At 67.0% G+C, this 18628-nt stretch carries 14 protein-coding genes; all 14 read left to right on the forward strand.

The window, feature by feature from the left end; genetic code table 11:
• The first annotated feature begins 155 nt into the window (after window positions 1-155).
• The 14 genes from secE to tuf all read left to right on the forward strand — a co-directional run bounded on the left by secE (window position 156) and on the right by tuf (window position 18575).
• On the forward strand, window positions 156-521 hold the full coding sequence (gene secE / locus ACFHWY_RS01995; protein WP_416578325.1) for a preprotein translocase subunit SecE: 366 nt from the start codon (window positions 156-158) through the stop codon (window positions 519-521).
• A 39-nt stretch (window positions 522-560) separates the two neighbouring features.
• Window positions 561-1283: a transcription termination/antitermination protein NusG gene (gene nusG, locus ACFHWY_RS02000; protein ID WP_416578326.1), complete on the forward strand. Its 723-nt coding sequence runs from the start codon at window positions 561-563 to the stop codon at window positions 1281-1283.
• A gap of 228 nt (window positions 1284-1511) precedes the next feature.
• Window positions 1512-1943, forward strand: a complete 432-nt coding sequence (gene rplK, locus ACFHWY_RS02005) for a 50S ribosomal protein L11 (RefSeq protein ID WP_416578327.1) — start codon at window positions 1512-1514, stop codon at window positions 1941-1943.
• A gap of 83 nt (window positions 1944-2026) precedes the next feature.
• Window positions 2027-2743 carry a 50S ribosomal protein L1 gene (gene rplA, locus ACFHWY_RS02010; RefSeq protein ID WP_416578328.1) on the forward strand — a complete coding sequence of 239 codons (717 nt, stop codon included), beginning with the start codon at window positions 2027-2029 and terminating at the stop codon, window positions 2741-2743.
• Between the two features lie 543 nt (window positions 2744-3286).
• On the forward strand, window positions 3287-3832 hold the full coding sequence (gene rplJ / locus ACFHWY_RS02015) for a 50S ribosomal protein L10 (protein ID WP_416578329.1): 546 nt from the start codon (window positions 3287-3289) through the stop codon (window positions 3830-3832).
• A gap of 55 nt (window positions 3833-3887) precedes the next feature.
• Window positions 3888-4277: a 50S ribosomal protein L7/L12 gene (rplL, locus tag ACFHWY_RS02020; RefSeq protein WP_092378684.1), complete on the forward strand. Its 390-nt coding sequence runs from the start codon at window positions 3888-3890 to the stop codon at window positions 4275-4277.
• Window positions 4278-4839: 562 nt separating this feature from the next.
• A complete protein-coding gene (locus ACFHWY_RS02025; RefSeq protein ID WP_416578330.1) occupies window positions 4840-8271 on the forward strand; it encodes a DNA-directed RNA polymerase subunit beta in 3432 nt (1143 codons plus the stop codon).
• A gap of 99 nt (window positions 8272-8370) precedes the next feature.
• Complete coding sequence (locus ACFHWY_RS02030; protein ID WP_416578660.1) at window positions 8371-12258, forward strand: DNA-directed RNA polymerase subunit beta'; 3888 nt, start codon at window positions 8371-8373, stop codon at window positions 12256-12258.
• A 150-nt stretch (window positions 12259-12408) separates the two neighbouring features.
• Window positions 12409-12774 (forward strand): hypothetical protein, encoded by a 366-nt coding sequence (locus ACFHWY_RS02035; RefSeq protein WP_416578331.1) that lies wholly within the window; start codon window positions 12409-12411, stop codon window positions 12772-12774.
• Window positions 12775-13267: 493 nt separating this feature from the next.
• Window positions 13268-13639: a hypothetical protein gene (locus ACFHWY_RS02040; RefSeq protein WP_416578661.1), complete on the forward strand. Its 372-nt coding sequence runs from the start codon at window positions 13268-13270 to the stop codon at window positions 13637-13639.
• A gap of 509 nt (window positions 13640-14148) precedes the next feature.
• Window positions 14149-14523: a 30S ribosomal protein S12 gene (gene rpsL / locus ACFHWY_RS02045; protein WP_007465318.1), complete on the forward strand. Its 375-nt coding sequence runs from the start codon at window positions 14149-14151 to the stop codon at window positions 14521-14523.
• 1 nt (window position 14524) lies between these two features.
• On the forward strand, window positions 14525-14995 hold the full coding sequence (rpsG, locus tag ACFHWY_RS02050) for a 30S ribosomal protein S7 (RefSeq protein ID WP_416578332.1): 471 nt from the start codon (window positions 14525-14527) through the stop codon (window positions 14993-14995).
• 74 nt (window positions 14996-15069) lie between these two features.
• Window positions 15070-17166, forward strand: coding sequence for an elongation factor G (fusA, locus tag ACFHWY_RS02055; protein ID WP_416578333.1), 2097 nt, complete (start codon window positions 15070-15072; stop codon window positions 17164-17166).
• Window positions 17167-17381: 215 nt separating this feature from the next.
• Window positions 17382-18575, forward strand: a complete 1194-nt coding sequence (gene tuf / locus ACFHWY_RS02060) for an elongation factor Tu (protein ID WP_416578334.1) — start codon at window positions 17382-17384, stop codon at window positions 18573-18575.
• Window positions 18576-18628 lie beyond the last annotated feature (53 nt).

An 18628-nucleotide genomic window follows, 5' to 3' on the forward strand; every position in this document is an offset into this window, starting at 1 on the left:
GGTGGTGGCATCGGCGGAGAGGTCCCGAGGCATTCGGGCTTCCCGGTCGATCCGCCGGCCGCGGCCCGTCCCGGGACGGTTGGGTCCGGCTGGCGTGACCAAGCGCCGCGCACGCGCACCGCGTGTGACCCCGACACCCCGCGACGGAGGGCGAAGTGGCCGACAACAAGCGGCGCGGCGAGGACGCCGACGACGACCGCCTGAATGACGACGTCGTCAGTGACAACGCCGAGAACGACGCCACCGACGCGGAGGAGCCGGTCACCGGGGGCGGCACCGCCACCCGTGAGCGGTCGAAGGCACGGGTCGACGGCGACAGGGTGGGTCCTTTCGGCCGCATCGCGCGTTTCGTCCGCGAGGTCGTGGCTGAACTGCGTAAGGTCATCTGGCCGACCCGCAAGGAGTTGCTGACCTACACGGGCGTGGTGATCGCGTTCGTCACGGTGATGCTGACGATCGTGGCTGTCCTCGACTACGCCTTCGCCAAGGGCGTGCTGTGGGTCTTCGGCAACCCCAGCTGACCGGCTGACACGTGCTGATAGTGACGGAAGTGAGCAAGCGTGCCTGAGTACGACGAGACCGCCGAGACCCCGGACGAGCAGTCCACGGTGGCGACGGCGGCTGGTGACGAGTCGGTCGAGGCCGCCAGCGAGCCGGAGTTCACCATGACCGAGCCCGTCCCCGACGAGGAGTTCGACCCGGTGGCGGAGCTGCGGCAGAAGCTGCGCTACGCCCCGGGCGACTGGTACGTGGTGCATTCGTACGCCGGTTACGAGAACAAGGTCAAGACCAACCTCGAGACTCGGATCACGTCTCTCGACATGGAGGACTACATCTACCAGGTCGAGGTGCCGACCCGGGAAGAGGTCGAGGTCAAGAACGGGAAGCGGGCCCAGATCCAGGCCAAGGTCTTCCCGGGCTACATCCTGGTCCGGATGGAGCTGACCGCCGAGTCTTACTCCTGTGTGCGCAACACCCCCGGGGTCACCGGCTTCGTCGGTGCGACGGACCGGGCCGACCGTCCGGCGCCGCTGAGCCTCGACGAGGTGCTGAAGTGGCTGGCACCAACTGTCGACCCCGAGCAGAAGAAGGCCAAGCCGGAGATCAAGGTCCTCGACTTCGAGGTCGGCGACTCGGTGACGGTCACCGACGGCGCCTTCGCCTCGCTGCCGGCCACGATCAGCGAGATCAACGCCGACCAGCAGAAGCTCAAGGTGCTGGTGTCGATCTTCGGCCGGGAGACGCCGGTGGAGCTCAACTTCAACCAGGTCGCGAAGATTTGATCTGACGACCGCCTGCGACGGGGAGAGATCCCCGGCGCGGGCGGTCGCCGCTTTATCCGATTCGTCGGCTCGGCCAACCTCGCTGGGCGGGCGAAATTCGGCCTGCGCTACCCTAGAACGTCACCGTTGTCGTGCCCGCGCTGACCGTGTGCGCCCCGACGCTGGTGTCCTCTGAACATTCCCAGCTCGTCCTCTGAACATTCCCAGCTCCAAGCCCCAGGAAGAGACATGCCTCCGAAGAAGAAGCTCGTCAAGACGTTCACGCTTCAACTGCCGGCGGGTCAGGCCACTCCGGCGCCGCCGGTCGGCCCGGCGCTCGGCCAGCACGGCGTGAACATCATGGAGTTCTGCAAGACGTACAACGCGCAGACCGAGTCGCAGCGGGGCGACATCGTCCCCGCCGAGATCAGCGTGTACGAGGACCGCTCCTTCAGCTTCGTGCTGAAGACCCCGCCCGCCGCCCGGCTGCTGATCAAGGCTGCCGGCGTGCAGAAGGGCTCGGGCGTCCCGCACACCCAGAAGGTCGGCTCGGTGACCCGCGCCCAGCTGCGTGACATCGCCGAGAAGAAAATGGCCGACCTCAACGCCAATGATCTGGACCAGGCTGAGAAGATCATCGCCGGCACCGCCCGGTCGATGGGTCTGACCGTCAACGACTGACGTCGGTCAGCACCGGCCCGTACGGATCGTGGGAGGGCGCGCGAACATCGCGGCCCGCCAGAGACCACAGGAGTGGACAGAACATGCAGCGCAGCAAGAGCTACCGCAAGGCCGCCGAGGCAATCGACCCGGCCAAGCTCTACAGCCCCGCCGAGGCCATCAAGCTGACCAAGGGGAGCACCACCGCGAAGTTCGACGCCACGGTCGAGGTCGCGATGCGCCTCGGCGTCGACCCCCGCAAGGCGGACCAGATGGTCCGCGGCGTGGTCAACCTGCCGCACGGCACCGGTAAGACCGTCCGTGTGATCGTCTTCGCCGCCGGCGCAAAGGCTGAGGAGGCCGTCGCCGCCGGAGCGGACGAGGTGGGTACCGACGAGTTGGTCGCCCGGATCCAGGGTGGTTGGCTGGACTTCGACGCGGCGATCGCCACGCCGGACCAGATGGCCAAGATCGGCCGGATCGCGCGGATCCTGGGCCCGCGCGGTCTCATGCCGAACCCGAAGACGGGCACGGTGACCATGGACGTCACCAAGGCGGTGTCCGACATCCAGGGCGGGAAGATTACCTTTCGGGTGGACAAGCACTCGAACCTGCACCTGATCATCGGTAAGTCCTCGTTCACCGAGGCTCAGTTGGTCGACAACTACGCGGCCGTCCTCGACGAGGTGCTGCGGGCCAAGCCGTCCGCGGCCAAGGGCAAGTACCTCAAAAAGGTCACCCTTACCACCACCATGGGTCCGGGTGTCCCCGTTGACCCGAACGCGGTGAAGAACCTGCAGGAAGGCTCGGCCGACAGCTGAGCGCGACCGTACGGACGGGGTCCCACCACATCGTGGTGGGACCCCGTCCGTACGTGCGCTGTGGCAGGCTGCCGGCAGCTGGGCTCGATGACGTCTGGCTCAGGTACCGCCAACGCGGTCCGTAGGGTGCCGCATCCCATGAGGGCGGGCGGTGCGGTCAGTGGCCGGGCTGGCACTCGCCACTCTGCCGTGCCGCCTCCCGCTCCCAGGGTTGAGCGGCGGCACGCTGGGGCGGTTTGGCACGCTGAGCGGCATCGCGTAGTCTCGTGACGTCGTGCATGTTGTTGTGCATGAAGTTCCACCCAGAGACCGCTGGTCACCGTGCCCTGGCACGGTCGAAGGTCCCGCGAAGACGGGCGACCCGCGTAGGGCGGCAAGCGAAACATCGGCAGTGTTCCCGCGGTCGGTTGACCATGGTGATCTCCTCCGACCTCGCCCCGTGCGCCCTGCGCCGGGGCTTTTCTGTTGCCGCGATTCCTCCGCTGCTGTCACAGGCGTTCGCCTGCGACGGTGACCAGCCTCGAGTTACGAGAGAGGAGGGACATGGCGGACAAGCCGATCCGGGCCGACAAGGCCACGGCCGTCGCTGAGCTGACGGACAGCTTCCGTAGCGCGGGTGCCACCGTGCTGACCGAGTACCGCGGTCTGACGGTTTCCCAGCTCACCCAGCTGCGGCGCTCGCTCGGCAAGGAGACGACCTACACGGTCGCCAAGAACACGCTTGCCAAGCGTGCTGCGGCGGACGCGGGCATCTCCGGCCTCGACGAGCTGTTCACCGGTCCTACCGCGCTGACTTTCGTTTCGGGCGACGTCGTCGAGGCGGCGAAGGGGCTTCGCGACTTCGCGAAGTCCAACCCGAAGCTCGTCATCAAGGGCGGAGTGTTCGAGGGCAGGGCCATTTCCGCGGCCGAGGTCACGAAGCTCGCCGATCTTGAGTCCCGTGAGGTGCTGCTGGCCAAGCTGGCCGGCGCGATGAAGGGCAACCTGAGCAAGGCCGCGGCCCTGTTCCAGGCCCCGCTGTCGAAGACCGCTCGCCTGGCGGCGGCCCTGCAGGACAAGCGCGAGAAGGAGGGCGCCGAGGCGGCCTGAGGCCGCGCGGCGCACCAACGTTCTTAGGTAAATCATTCAGGAAAGGACGCCAGACATGGCGAAGCTCAGCACCGACGAGCTGCTCGACGCGTTCAAGGAGATGACGCTGATCGAGCTCTCCGAGTTCGTGAAGCAGTTCGAGGAGACCTTCGAGGTCACCGCCGCGGCCCCGGCCGCGATGATGATGGCGGGTCCGGCCACCGGTGGCGCCGCCGCCGAGGCCGAGCCGGAGAAGGACGAGTTCGACGTCATCCTCGACGCCGACGGCGGCAAGAAGATCCAGGTCATCAAGGTCGTTCGCGAGCTGACCGGCCTGGGCCTCAAGGAGGCCAAGGACGCGGTCGAGTCCGCGCCGAAGGCCATCCTGGAGAAGGTCAACAAGGAGACCGCCGAGAAGGCCAAGGCCAAGCTGGAGGGCGAGGGCGCCAAGGTCACCCTCAAGTGACCTGAGTCCCACCCGGCCGTCCCGGCGCGTGTGAGCCGGGGCACCCACGTCGCGGCGGGCGGCGATCCTTCCCCGGATCGCCGCCCGCCGCACTTGTGGATCAGCTGTTGAGCAGGGCGTCGAAGCGACCCTCGGCCCGCTTCGCTCCGGAGGCGGCGTCGCCCGTGGGTGGGAAAGAGCGGCAGATGCGGACAGCGGCTCTTGACGCGGCCCTGGGCTGCCAGGCACGCTGGCATCAGCAAGACCTTCCGCGCTTGCGACGGCCACCGCGCGGGTAACACGGCGACAGCACCATTCGCTGCTGATGCCCGAGCGGCCCGGCAGGGATGTTGCGTTCCGAGCGGCCTGGTGTGACCCGTTCACGAGGGTCCCAAGGCATGTTCCGCAACAACCTGCGGGGTGTGCTGGACAGCGGTTAGCCTCTCGGCTACACTGCTAGTTTGCGCTGCCTTCCGACTAGACCCCTGCTCGGAAATGTCCATTTGTGGATATTTTCTGGTGGGGTCATTGGAGTGCACGCGTACCAGCCGTTCTGCAGCACCGGTCCTCGGAAGGACGCATCTTGGCAGCTTCCCGCCCTGCGAAGACCAGTCGTACGTCGAGCGCATTCGCTCCCCGCCGAGTTTCTTTCGGTCGGATCACCGAACACCTCGAGGTCCCCAACCTCCTTGCCATTCAGAACGAGTCCTTCGACTGGCTCGTTGGCAACGAGGGTTGGCAGGGCCGGTCGGCGGACGACCCGCACGCACGCTCGGGTCTCGCGGAAATTCTCGAAGAGATTAGTCCCATCGAGGACTTCTCCGGCACCATGTCGCTCTCTTTCTCGGCGCCGCGCTTCGACGAGGTCAAGGCCTCGATCGAGGAGTGCAAGGAGAAGGACCTCACCTACTGTGCGCCACTGTTCGTGACCGCGGAGTTCACCAACAACACCACTGGCGAGATCAAGAGCCAGACGGTGTTCATGGGTGACTTCCCGATGATGACGCCGAAGGGCACCTTCATCATCAACGGCACCGAGCGGGTGGTGGTCAGTCAGCTCGTCCGTTCGCCGGGCGTCTACTTCGACAAGCAGCCAGACAAGACCTCCGACCGTGACCTCTCCAGCGTCAAGGTCATCCCGAGCCGGGGTGCCTGGCTCGAGTTTGACATCGACAAGCGCGACACGGTCGGTGTCCGCATCGACCGCAAACGCCGGCAGGCCGTCACGGTGCTGCTCAAGGCCGTCGGTTGGTCGGCCGAGCAGATCCGTGAGAAGTTCGGCTGGTCCGAGCTGATGATGACCACGCTCGAGAAGGACCACATCGCCGGCCAGGACGAGGCGCTGCTAGACATCTACCGCAAGCTGCGCCCTGGCGAGCCGCCGACCCGTGAGAACGCCCAGACCCTGCTCGACAACCTCTTCTTCAACCCGAAGCGGTACGACGTAGCGAAGGTCGGGCGGTACAAGTTCAACAAGAAGCTCGAAGTCGCCGTGCCGATCACCACCGGCACGCTGACCGAGGACGACATCGTCGCCACCGTGGAGTACCTCTGCCGGCTGCACGCCGGTGAGGACGGCTACGAGGCAGACGACATCGACCACTTCGGCAACCGGCGGCTGCGTACCGTCGGCGAACTGATTCAGAACCAGGTTCGGGTTGGCCTGTCCCGGATGGAGCGGGTCGTCCGCGAGCGGATGACCACCCAGGACGTCGAGGCGATCACGCCGCAGACCCTGATCAACATCCGTCCGGTCGTGGCCGCGATCCGGGAGTTCTTCGGCACCTCGCAGCTCTCGCAGTTCATGGACCAGACCAACCCACTGGCGGGCCTGACCCACCGGCGCCGGCTGAGCGCGCTCGGCCCGGGTGGTCTGTCCCGCGAGCGGGCCGGCTTCGAGGTCCGCGACGTGCACCCGTCCCACTACGGCCGGATGTGCCCGATCGAGACGCCGGAAGGCCCGAACATCGGTCTGATCGGCGCACTGTCCACCTTCGCCCGGGTCAACCCGTTCGGCTTCATCGAGACGCCGTACCGGAAGGTCATCGAGGGTCGGGTCACCGACCAGATCGACTACCTGACCGCGGACGAGGAGGACCGGTTCGTCAAGGCGCAGGCAAACGCGCCGCTGAAGGCCGACGGCACGTTTGCCGAGGGTCGCGTCCTGGTCCGCCGCAAGGGCGGCGAGACCGAGGATGTCGCGCCGGGCGCCGTGGACTACATGGACGTGTCGCCGCGGCAGATGACCTCGGTCGCGACCGCGATGATCCCGTTCCTCGAGCACGACGACGCCAACCGGGCCCTGATGGGCGCGAACATGCAGCGCCAGGCGGTGCCGCTGGTCAAGGCCGAGTCGCCACTCGTGGGCACGGGGATGGAGTACCGCGCCGCCGTCGACGCCGGCGACGTGGTCGTCGCCGAGGCCGGTGGCCTGGTCGAGGACCTCTGCGCCGACTACATCACCGTGCACCAGGACGACGGTCACCGCCGGACGTATCTGCTGCACAAGTTCCGCCGCTCCAACGCCGGCTCCTGCGTCAACCAGAAGCCGGTTGTCTTCGAGGGCGACCGCGTCGAGGCCGGCCAGGTCATCGCCGACGGTCCGTGCACCGACGAGGGCGAGATGGCGCTCGGGCGCAACCTGCTCGTGGCGTTCATGACGTGGGAGGGGCACAACTACGAGGACGCGATCATCCTGTCGCAGCGTCTCGTACAGCAGGACGTGCTCACCTCGATCCACATCGAGGAGCACGAGGTCGACGCGCGGGACACCAAGCTCGGCCCGGAGGAGATCACCCGCGACATCCCGAATGTCAGCGAGGAGATGCTCGCCGACCTCGACGAGCGCGGCATCATCCGGATCGGTGCCGAGGTGGTTCCCGGCGACATCCTGGTCGGCAAGGTCACTCCGAAGGGCGAGACCGAGCTGACTCCGGAGGAGCGACTGCTCCGGGCGATCTTCGGCGAGAAGGCGCGTGAGGTTCGGGACACCTCGCTGAAGGTGCCGCACGGTGAGACCGGCACGGTCATCGGCGTGCGTACCTTCTCCCGCGAGGACGGCGACGAACTGCCGCCGGGCGTCAACGAGCTGGTCCGTGTCTACGTCGCCCAGAAGCGGAAGATCCAGGACGGCGACAAGCTCGCCGGCCGGCACGGCAACAAGGGTGTCATCTCCAAGATCCTGCCGATCGAGGACATGCCGTTCCTGGAGGACGGCACTCCGGTCGACATCGTGCTCAACCCGCTCGGTGTGCCGGGCCGGATGAACATCGGCCAGGTGTTGGAGACCCACCTGGGCTGGGTGGCGAAGACTGGCTGGAAGGTCAACGGCGACGACGCGGACTGGCAACGTCAGCTCCAGAGCATCGGGGCCGATGAGGCCGAACCGGACACCAACGTGGCCACTCCGGTCTTCGACGGTGCCCGCGAGGAAGAGATCTCCGGTCTGCTCGCGTCGACCCTGTCCAACCGGGACGGCAAGCAGCTGATCGGCTCGTCCGGGAAGGCACAGCTGTTCGACGGGCGCTCCGGCGAACCGCTGCCCGACCCGATCGCGGTCGGCTACATCTACATCCTGAAGCTGAACCACCTGGTCGACGACAAGATTCACGCCCGGTCGACCGGCCCGTACTCGATGATCACGCAGCAGCCGCTGGGTGGTAAGGCGCAGTTCGGTGGCCAGCGCTTCGGTGAGATGGAGTGCTGGGCGATGCAGGCATACGGTGCTGCGTACGCCCTACAGGAGCTGCTCACGATCAAGTCCGATGACGTGCTCGGCCGGGTGAAGGTCTACGAGGCCATCGTCAAGGGCGAGAACATTCCGGAGCCGGGCATCCCCGAGTCGTTCAAGGTGCTGCTCAAGGAGTTGCAGTCGCTGTGCCTCAACGTGGAGGTGCTTTCCAGCGACGGTGTGGCCCTGGAGATGCGCGAGACCGACGACGAGGTGTTCCGGGCCGCGGAGGAGCTGGGCATCGACCTGTCCCGGCGCGAGCCGAGCTCGGTCGAGGAAGTGTGACGTTGGGTGTGGTGGCGGGGCGACTCGTGTGGGTCTCCCCGCCCCCCACCTGGACCCGGTCAGCTGTAGCGCAACAAGCGACGTGTGAGGGAATTGAACGTGCTCGACGTCAACTTTTTCGACGAGTTGCGAATTGGGCTGGCGACCGCCGACGACATCCGTCAGTGGTCGCACGGCGAGGTCAAGAAGCCCGAGACGATCAACTACCGTACCCTCAAGCCGGAGAAGGACGGACTCTTCTGCGAGAAGATCTTCGGTCCGCAGCGGGACTGGGAGTGCTACTGCGGTAAGTACAAGCGGGTCCGGTTCAAGGGCATCATCTGCGAGCGCTGCGGCGTCGAGGTGACCCGCTCGAAGGTCCGCCGTGAACGGATGGGCCACATCGAACTCGCTGCCCCGGTGACCCACATCTGGTACTTCAAGGGCGTTCCGAGCCGGCTGGGTTACCTGCTGGACCTCGCCCCGAAGGACCTCGAAAAGATCATTTACTTCGCCTCGTACGTCGTGACGAGCGTGGACGCCGAGGCGCGTCACCGTGACCTCTCGACGATCGAGAACGAGATCCTGGCCGAGAAGCGGCAGTCGGAGAACAGCCGGGACTCGGAGATCGAGAAGCGGGCCGCCAAGCTCGAGACCGATCTGGCCGAGCTGGAGGCCGAGGGCGCGAAGGCGGACGTCCGGCGCAAGGTCAAGGAGGGCGGAGAGCGCGAGATGCGCCAGATCCGCGACCGGGCCCAGCGCGAGATCGACCGCCTGGACGAGGTGCTGGACACCTTCCGCAAGCTGGATTCGAAGCAACTGGTCACTGACGAGCTGCTCTATCGGGAGCTGCGCGACCGGTTCGGCGAGTACTTCACCGGTGGGATGGGCGCCGAGGCGATCAAGGCCCTGGTGCAGAACATGGACCTCGAGGCCGAGGCCGAGAGCCTGCGCGAGACCATCCGTACCGGCAAGGGTCAGCGGAAGATCCGGGCGCTCAAGCGGCTGAAGGTCGTGGCGGCATTCCAGAACACCCGCAACTCGCCGCTCGGCATGGTGCTGGACTGTGTGCCGGTCATCCCGCCGGACCTGCGCCCGATGGTGCAGCTCGACGGTGGTCGCTTCGCGACCAGCGATCTGAACGACCTGTACCGTCGGGTGATCAACCGGAACAACCGGCTCAAGCGGCTGATCGACCTCGGCGCGCCCGAGATCATCGTCAACAACGAGAAGCGGATGCTGCAGGAGGCCGTCGACGCGCTGTTCGACAACGGCCGTCGCGGCCGGCCGGTCACCGGCCCGGGTAACCGCCCGCTGAAGTCGCTGTCCGACATGCTCAAGGGCAAGCAGGGCCGGTTCCGCCAGAACCTGCTGGGCAAGCGCGTCGACTACTCCGGCCGTTCGGTCATCGTGGTCGGCCCGCAGCTCAAGCTGCACCAGTGTGGCCTGCCCAAGCAGATGGCGCTGGAGCTGTTCAAGCCGTTCGTGATGAAGCGGCTGGTCGACCTCAACCACGCGCAGAACATCAAGTCCGCCAAGCGGATGGTGGAGCGGCAGCGTCCGGTCGTGTGGGACGTGCTGGAAGAGGTCATCGGCGAACACCCGGTGCTGCTCAACCGGGCGCCGACCCTGCACCGTCTGGGTATCCAGGCGTTTGAGCCGCAGTTGGTCGAGGGCAAGGCGATTCAGATCCACCCGCTGGTCTGCACGGCCTTCAACGCCGACTTCGACGGTGACCAGATGGCGGTCCACGTGCCGCTGTCCGCCGAGGCCCAGGCCGAGGCGCGGATCCTGATGCTGTCGTCGAACAACATCCTCAAGCCCGCTGACGGCAAGCCCGTCACCATGCCCACCCAGGACATGATCATCGGGCTCTACCACCTCACCCACCTCATGCCCGGTAAGCGCGGCGAAGGGCGGGCGTTCAGCTCGGACGCCGAGGCGCGGATGGCGTACGACAACGGCGAGTTGAACCTGCAGTCCATGGTCAAGGTCCGGTTGCGGGGCGTCGTCGAGGTCGACAACGGCCCCGGCAGCGTGCCCTGGACCGCGCCCGAGGGCTGGACCGTGGACGAACCACTGACCGTGGAGACCACCCTCGGCCGGGTCCTGTTCAACGAGACGATGCCGCAGGGCTACCGCTTCGTCAACTACGAGATCCGCAAGGGTCAGCTCTCGCAGATCGTCAACGACCTCGCCGAGCGCTACCCCAAGGTGGAGTTGGCAGCCACTCTGGACGGGCTCAAGGAGGCCGGTTTCCACTGGGCCACCTGGTCCGGTGTGACCATCGGCATGGAGGACGTGGTCACCCCGCCGAGCAAGCAGGAGATCCTGCAGCGGTACGAGAAGGAAGCCGACCAGATCGACAAGCAGTACCAGCGTGGTCTGATGACCGGCGAGGAGCGCCGCGGCGAGCTGATCGAGATCTGGACGAAGGCGACCAACGAGGTCGCCAAGAACCTGGAGAACTCGCTGCCGCAGGAGAACCCGCTGTGGAAGATGATCCACTCGGGTGCCCGCGGTAACCTGCTTCAGCTACGCCAGATCGCGGCCATCCGTGGCCTGGTGGCCAACCCCAAGGGCGAGATCATCCCGCGGCCGATCAAGTCGAGCTACCGCGAGGGTCTGTCCGTGTTGGAGTACTTCATCTCCACGCACGGTGCCCGAAAGGGTCTCGCGGACACCGCCCTGCGTACCGCCGACTCGGGTTATCTGACCCGGCGTCTGGTCGACGTGTCGCAGGACGTCATCATCCGCGAGGAGGACTGCGGCACTGACCGGGCCATCCCGATGCAGGTCGGCGAGCAGCCCGACGGGAAGCTGGTCGTGCACGAGCACGCCGAGACCGGCGCGCACGCTCGTACGCTGGCTGACGACATCAAGGCGCCGGACGGCACCGTGGTGGCGGAGCGGGGTCAGGACCTCAACTCGATCCTGGTCGACCGGATCGTGGCGGCGGGTGTCGAGACGGTGCGGGTCCGCAGCGTGCTCACCTGCGAGTCGAAGCTGGGCGTCTGCGGGGCCTGTTACGGCCGCTCGCTGCCGACCGGCAAGACGGTGGACATCGGCGAGGCGGTCGGCATCATCGCGGCACAGTCGATCGGTGAGCCGGGCACGCAGTTGACGATGCGTACCTTCCACACCGGTGGCGTCGCCGGTGAGGACATCACCCAGGGTCTGCCGCGGGTCCAGGAGATCTTCGAGGCCCGGATCCCGAAGGGCAAGGCGCCGATCGCGGACACTCCCGGCCGGATCCGGATCGAGGACGGCGAGCGGTCGCGCAAGATCGTGGTCATCCCGGACGATGGCAGCGACGAGATCGTGTACGACAAGATCTCCAAGCGGGTCCGGCTGCGGGCGCACGACGGCGACCATGTCGAGGTCGGCGAGAAGCTTACCGAGGGCACCATCGACCCGCACGAGCTGCTCCGCATCCTCGGCCCACGGGCGGTCCAGGTCCACCTGACCCAGGAGGTCCAGGAGGTTTACCGCTCGCAGGGTGTACTCATCCACGACAAGCACATCGAGATCATCATTCGGCAGATGCTCAAGCGGGTGACGGTCATCGACTCCGGCTCCACCGAGTTCCTGCCGGGTGTGCTGGTCGATCGGGCGCTGTTCGAGTCGGAGAACCGCCGGCTCGTCTCCGAGGGCGGCGAGCCGGCTGCGGGCCGGCCGGTGCTCATGGGTATCACGAAGGCGTCGTTGGCCACCGACTCCTGGCTCTCGGCGGCCTCCTTCCAGGAGACCACTCGGGTGCTGACCGATGCGGCGATCCACGCCCGCAGCGACTCGCTGATCGGTCTCAAGGAGAACGTGATCATCGGTAAGCTCATCCCGGCCGGTACCGGCATCAGCAAGTACCGCAACGTCCGGGTCGAGCCGACCGAGGAGGCGAAGGCCAAGGTCTACTCGATGACCGGCTACCCGGAGACCGACTACGGCTTCGGACCGGCCAGTGGCCAGGCAGTTCCGCTGGACGACTTTGACTTCGGGTCGTACCGCTAGATCGCGCAGTGACGAGGAGGCCCCCGGCGGTTGTCGGGGGCCTCCTCGTGTCCGGGGATGGCCGTCCGGCGGCGGAGGTCTCGGCGGTGGCCGGTAGGGTTGCTCCGGGGGTACGGCGTGTCGGGCTCCTCGCAGGGGCATCATGTGGTCATGACGATCGCACCCGGATCGGCGCCCGCCGCGTCGGCGCCGCGTCACCCACTCGACCCGGACCCGGTCCGGGCGACCAAGGCCCGGGCGGTCTTCGCCCTGGGCCTGATGGCGGCGATGACGGGGTTGCTGTTCGGCGGTGTGGTGCCGGCGGTGGTGGCTCTGCAACTGGCCCGGCAGGCCCGCCGGGAGGCGTACGCCTCGGGGGGTTTCCTGACCGGCGCGGTCTGGCTGCGTCGCGGTGAGCGGCTTGCCTGCACGGGCCTGGCACTGGTCGCGGTCAGTCTGGTGGCGCTGCTGGTGATCGGTGTGGTCCGGCTCGCCGAGGTGCCGTATGGGCAGGATTTCGCCCCTAACATCGACTGACCGTGTGCGCCGTCCGCTCCGCGCCCGTCGCCGCGCGGCGGACCCGCGACGGTAGCCTGACCGATGTCCGTCGCGCGGCGGTGGACGCTGGGGAGATGAGGAGAATTTCGTGACGGAACCGGCGCGCACCGAGGGCGGCGAGTTCGCCGAGCCCACCGCCGGCCGCCCGGACGCCGACGTGACCGTCCCGAGCGAGTGGGCCCGGCCCGGATCCGAGCCGGCGGTCGAACCGCCACCTGGCTCGCCACCCTGGGTGCCGCCGGCCGGCTCGCCGATCTTCGGCCCGACTCCTGGTCCGCCCGCTTCCGGGCCGGGCCTCGGCGCACCGCAGCCGGCCGCGCCGCCCTGGCCTCCGGTCTTCGGCCCGGCGGCTGCCGGCGGCCCACCGGTGCCGGGCTGGCATTCGGGCGGTCCTGGCTGGGCTCCGCCGCTGCCCGGGCCGCCGCCTGCGCCGTCGCAGCACCGCCATCGACCGCCGAGGCGGGTCGAGCCGGTGCCCGGAACCCCGTTCGCGGTGGTACACCTCGATGTGGCCCCGGTCACCTCGGGTCTCGCGGTCGGTGCGCTGGCGGCCGGGATCACCTCGATCCTGGTGTCGGTGCTGGTGATCTGCATCGGCGCGGTCGGGGGAGGGGCGAACGGTGCCTGGGCCGCAGGTGCCTTCGCCGTGCTGGGCAGCCTGACCGGGGGGGGTGCCGTCGTGACCGGTCTGCTCGGTCTGCGGCAGATCCGGCGGCCGGCGGCTCCGCCTGCGGTCCGATTCACCGGTCGGGGTCTGGCCATCGCCGGCGTCAGCTGCGGCGGGGCAAGCCTGCTGCTCTGCCTGCTCGGGCTCGGGCTCGCCCTGGTGCTGGCGTTCACCTGACCCAACCTGACCCGACCCGATCCGCACCGGGCGTGACCAGGAAGGCCAACTCCCTGCCTGGTTGGGGGCGCTCGGGCCGGTACCCGGTGGAGCCGGTACACTTGTGTCCGTAGGTGCCCATCACGGGCGGACGGTGCGACGGGTCCAGTCGGCGAGCGACGTGCAGGCCGGCGGGTCTCCCGTTTTGACCTGCACGGCTGTGGTAGGTACTCTTTCCCCTTGTGCCCGGGCCTGCCCGGGCAACTCGTGCGTGCACTGGATGCGGCGATCCGATATCCACCGGTGCCACGATCAGAAGATCCGGCCTACGGCGATCCGTGTGCCGGTGACAATCCCGGACCAGCGTGCAAGCGCCGGAGCCGGGGCCGTGAGTTGGGCGACACGCCCGACCGCGGGTGCCGGGACCTCCGCGAGGTGGCCCTGGCCGGAATGTAGGAGAGCCGGTCATGAGATCGGTTACGGCAGACGGCGCGGCCGCGACAAGCGGCCGAAGGGAGCGGAAAAACCCGGTGCCCACCATTCAGCAGCTGGTCCGAAAGGGCCGCCAGGCGAAGACCACCAAGACCAAGACTCCGGCGCTCAAGGGCTCCCCGCAGCGGCGTGGCGTCTGCACCCGCGTGTACACCACGACCCCGAAGAAGCCGAACTCGGCGTTGCGCAAGGTCGCCCGGGTCAAGCTCAGTAGCCAGATCGAAGTCACGGCCTACATCCCCGGCGTCGGCCACAACCTGCAGGAGCACTCGATCGTGCTCGTCCGTGGCGGCCGGGTGAAGGACCTCCCCGGCGTGCGGTACAAGATTGTTCGCGGCTCGCTGGACACCCAGGGTGTCCGCAACCGCAAGCAGGCGCGCAGCCGGTACGGCGCCAAGAAGGAGAAGAGCTGAGATGCCGCGTAAGGGACCCGCACCGCGGAAGCCACTGGTCGCTGATCCGGTGTACAACTCGCCGATGGTCACCCAGTTGGTGAACAAGATCCTGATGCGCGGCAAGCGTCAGCTCGCCGAGCGTATCGTGTACGCGGCCCTGGAGGGCTGCCGGGAGAAGTCGGGCACCGATCCGGTCGTCACCCTCAAGCGCGCGATGGACAACGTCAAGCCGACGCTTGAGGTGCGCAGCCGCCGGGTTGGTGGCGCCACCTACCAGGTGCCGGTCGAGGTTCGGCCGGCCCGCGCGACCACGCTCGGTCTGCGCTGGCTGGTGACGTACTCGAAGGCCCGCCGCGAAAAGACCATGGTTGAGCGGCTGATGAACGAGTTGCTCGACGCGAGTAACGGCCTTGGTGCCGCCGTGAAGCGGCGCGAGGACACCCACAAGATGGCCGAGTCCAACAAGGCCTTCGCGCACTACCGCTGGTAACACCCTGGTTCCGGTGTCCATGGGCACCGGAACCGCCACCAGTTGTGTCGGGACGACGATAAGTAGGGATTGAAGTGGCCGCCGCAGACGCGCTCGCCAACGTACGCAATATCGGCATCATGGCGCACATCGATGCCGGTAAGACCACTACCACCGAGCGAATCCTGTTCTACACCGGCATCACGTACAAGATCGGTGAAGTCCACGAGGGCGCTGCCGTCATGGACTGGATGGAGCAGGAGCAGGAGCGCGGTATCACCATCACTTCCGCCGCCACGAAGTGCGAGTGGAAGGGCCACACGATCCAGATCATCGACACGCCCGGCCACGTCGACTTCACGGTCGAGGTGGAGCGGTCGCTGCGGGTGCTGGACGGTGCGGTCGCGGTGTACGACGGCGTGGCCGGTGTCGAGCCGCAGACGGAGAACGTCTGGCGGCAGGCGGACAAGTACGACGTGCCCCGGATGTGCTTCGTCAACAAGTTGGACCGCACCGGTGCCGACTTCTTCCGCTGCGTGCAGATGATGATCGACCGGCTGAACGCCACCCCGCTGGTGCTCCAGATCCCGATCGGGCTCGAGGGTGACCACATCGGCGTCGTCGACCTGATCGGCATGCGCGCACTCACCTGGCGCGGGGAGACCCAGAAGGGTGACGACTACGCGATCGAGGAGATCCCGGCCGACCTGGTCGACTCCGCGGCCGAGTGGCGCGAGAAGCTGATGGAGACCCTGGCTGACGTCGACGACTCGGTCATGGAGAAGTACCTGGAGGGCGAGGAGATCCCCGCCGAGGAGCTCAAGGCCGCCATCCGGCGGGCCACCATCGCCAGCAGGGCCAATCCGGTGCTCTGCGGCTCGGCGTTCAAGAACAAGGGCGTGCAGCCCATGCTCGACGCTGTCATCGACTTTCTGCCGTCGCCGCTGGACATTCCGGCGATTGAGGGTACGGCGACGGACGGCGAGACGCCGTTGCAGCGGCAGCCGTCCACCTCGGAGCCGTTCTCCGGCTTGGCTTTCAAGATCCAAACCGACAAGCACCTCGGCAAGCTCACCTACGTGCGGGTCTACTCCGGCGTGGTCGAGACTGGCACCCAGGTGGTCAACTCCACCAAGGACCGCAAGGAGCGGGTCGGCAAGATCTACCAGATGCACGCCAACAAGCGGGAGGAGCGTGGCTCCGCCAAGGCTGGCGACATCATCGCGGTGCAGGGCCTCAAGCAGACGACCACCGGCGACACGCTCTGCGACCCGGCGAAACCGGTGATCCTGGAGTCGATGACCTTCCCGGAGCCGGTTATCGAGGTTGCCATCGAGCCGAAGACCAAGGCCGACCAGGAAAAGCTCAGCACCGCCATCCAGCGGCTGGCCGAGGAGGACCCGACTTTCCGCGTCAAGCTGGACGACCAGACCGGGCAGACGGTCATCTCCGGCATGGGCGAGCTGCACCTGGACATCCTGGTGGACCGGATGCGCCGGGAGTTCAACGTCGAGGCGAACATCGGTAAGCCGCAGGTGGCGTACCGGGAGACCATCCGCCGCAAGGTCGAGAAGGTCGAGTACACGCACAAGAAGCAGACCGGTGGTTCCGGCCAGTACGCCCGGGTGATCATCAGCCTGGAGCCGCTGCCGATGGGCAACGACTCGCCGACCTACGAGTTCGCGAACGCCGTCACCGGTGGCCGCATCCCCCGGGAGTTCATCCCGTCGGTGGACGCGGGCGCCCAGGACGCCATGCAGTACGGCATTCTCGCCGGCTTCCCGCTGGTGGGTGTCAAGCTGACGCTGTTGGACGGGCAGTACCACGAGGTCGACTCGTCCGAGATGGCATTCAAGATCGCTGGCTCGATGGTGATGAAGGAGGCGGCCCGCAAGGCGGATCCTGCGTTGCTCGAGCCGATGATGGCTGTTGAGGTCACCACTCCCGAGGAGAACATGGGTGACGTCATCGGCGACCTCAACTCCCGTCGCGGCATCATCCAGGCGATGGAGGAGCGCAGCGGCGCCCGCGTCGTTCGGGCTCTGGTGCCGCTGTCGGAGATGTTCGGCTACGTCGGCGACCTGCGGTCGAAGACCCAGGGCCGGGCTAGCTACAGCATGCAGTTCGACTCCTACGCCGAGGTTCCGCAGAGCGTCGCGAAGGAGATCATCGCCAAGGCGACGGGTGAGTGACGTTCACCTGATTTGATCCGACGGAGGTCGCGGGAGGAATTCCCCGACCGCGACCACCTCGGTCGGATTGTATGAATTCCGGGCCTGTAGGCTTCATCGCCGCAGAACCCACAAAAGCTCTCCGGCCGTCAGGCCGGAAAGGCTGTCGACAGAGTCCTAAGCGCCGACCTGGCGCGCCGGGGCGAACGAACCAAGAAGTCCACAGGAGGACACCAGTGGCGAAGGCGAAGTTCGAGCGGACTAAGCCGCACGTCAACATCGGCACCATTGGTCACATCGACCACGGTAAGACGACGCTGACGGCGGCCATCACCAAGGTCCTGCACGACCGGTATCCGGACGTCAACCCGTACATGCCGTTCGACGAGATCGACAAGGCGCCGGAGGAGAAGGCGCGCGGCATCACGATCTCGATCGCACACGTCGAGTACCAGACCGAGGCGCGGCACTACGCGCACGTCGACTGCCCCGGTCACGCCGACTACATCAAGAACATGATCACCGGTGCCGCCCAGATGGATGGTGCGATCCTGGTGGTCGCGGCGACCGACGGTCCGATGCCGCAGACCCGCGAGCACGTGCTGCTGGCCCGCCAGGTCGGCGTGCCGTACATCGTGGTGGCGCTGAACAAGAGCGACATGGTCGACGACGAGGAGTTGCTGGAGCTCGTCGAGCTCGAGGTTCGTGAGCTGCTCTCGGCGCAGGAGTACCCGGGCGACGACCTGCCGGTCGTGCGTGTCTCGGCACTCAAGGCGCTCGAGGGTGAGCAGGAGTGGACCGACAAGCTCATGGAGCTGATGAACGCGGTGGACACCGCGATTCCGCAGCCGGAGCGCGAGACCGAGCGGCCGTTCCTGATGCCGATCGAGGACGTCTTCACGATCACCGGTCGTGGCACGGTCGTCACCGGTCGCGCCGAGCGCGGCATCCTCAAGCCGAACGAGGAGGTGGAGCTCGTCGGCATCCGCGAGAAGTCGCAGAAGACGGTCTGCACCGGCATCGAGATGTTTCGCAAGCTGCTCGACGAGGCCCGCGCGGGTGAGAACGTCGGTCTGCTGCTGCGTGGCATCAAGCGCGAGGACGTCGAGCGCGGCATGGTGGTGGTCAAGCCGGGCACCAGCACGCCGCACACCGAGTTCGAGGCGACCGTCTACATCCTCTCCAAGGAGGAGGGCGGCCGGCACACGCCGTTCTTCCAGAACTACCGTCCGCAGTTCTACTTCCGGACCACGGACGTCACCGGTGTCGTCACCCTTCCCGAGGGCACCGAGATGGTCATGCCGGGCGACAACACCACGATGACCGTGAAGCTGATCCAGCCCATCGCGATGGAGGACAACCTCAAGTTCGCGATCCGGGAGGGTGGCCGTACGGTCGGCGCTGGTCGCGTCACAAAGATCATTGCGTGAGCTGGGTAACCCCGATTAGACCCGCCGCCGGTCGTGCGGCATACTAGTCAGGT

This window comes from Micromonospora sp. LOL_024 (assembly GCF_048060415.1).
Classification (GTDB): Bacteria; Actinomycetota; Actinomycetes; order Mycobacteriales; family Micromonosporaceae; genus Micromonospora.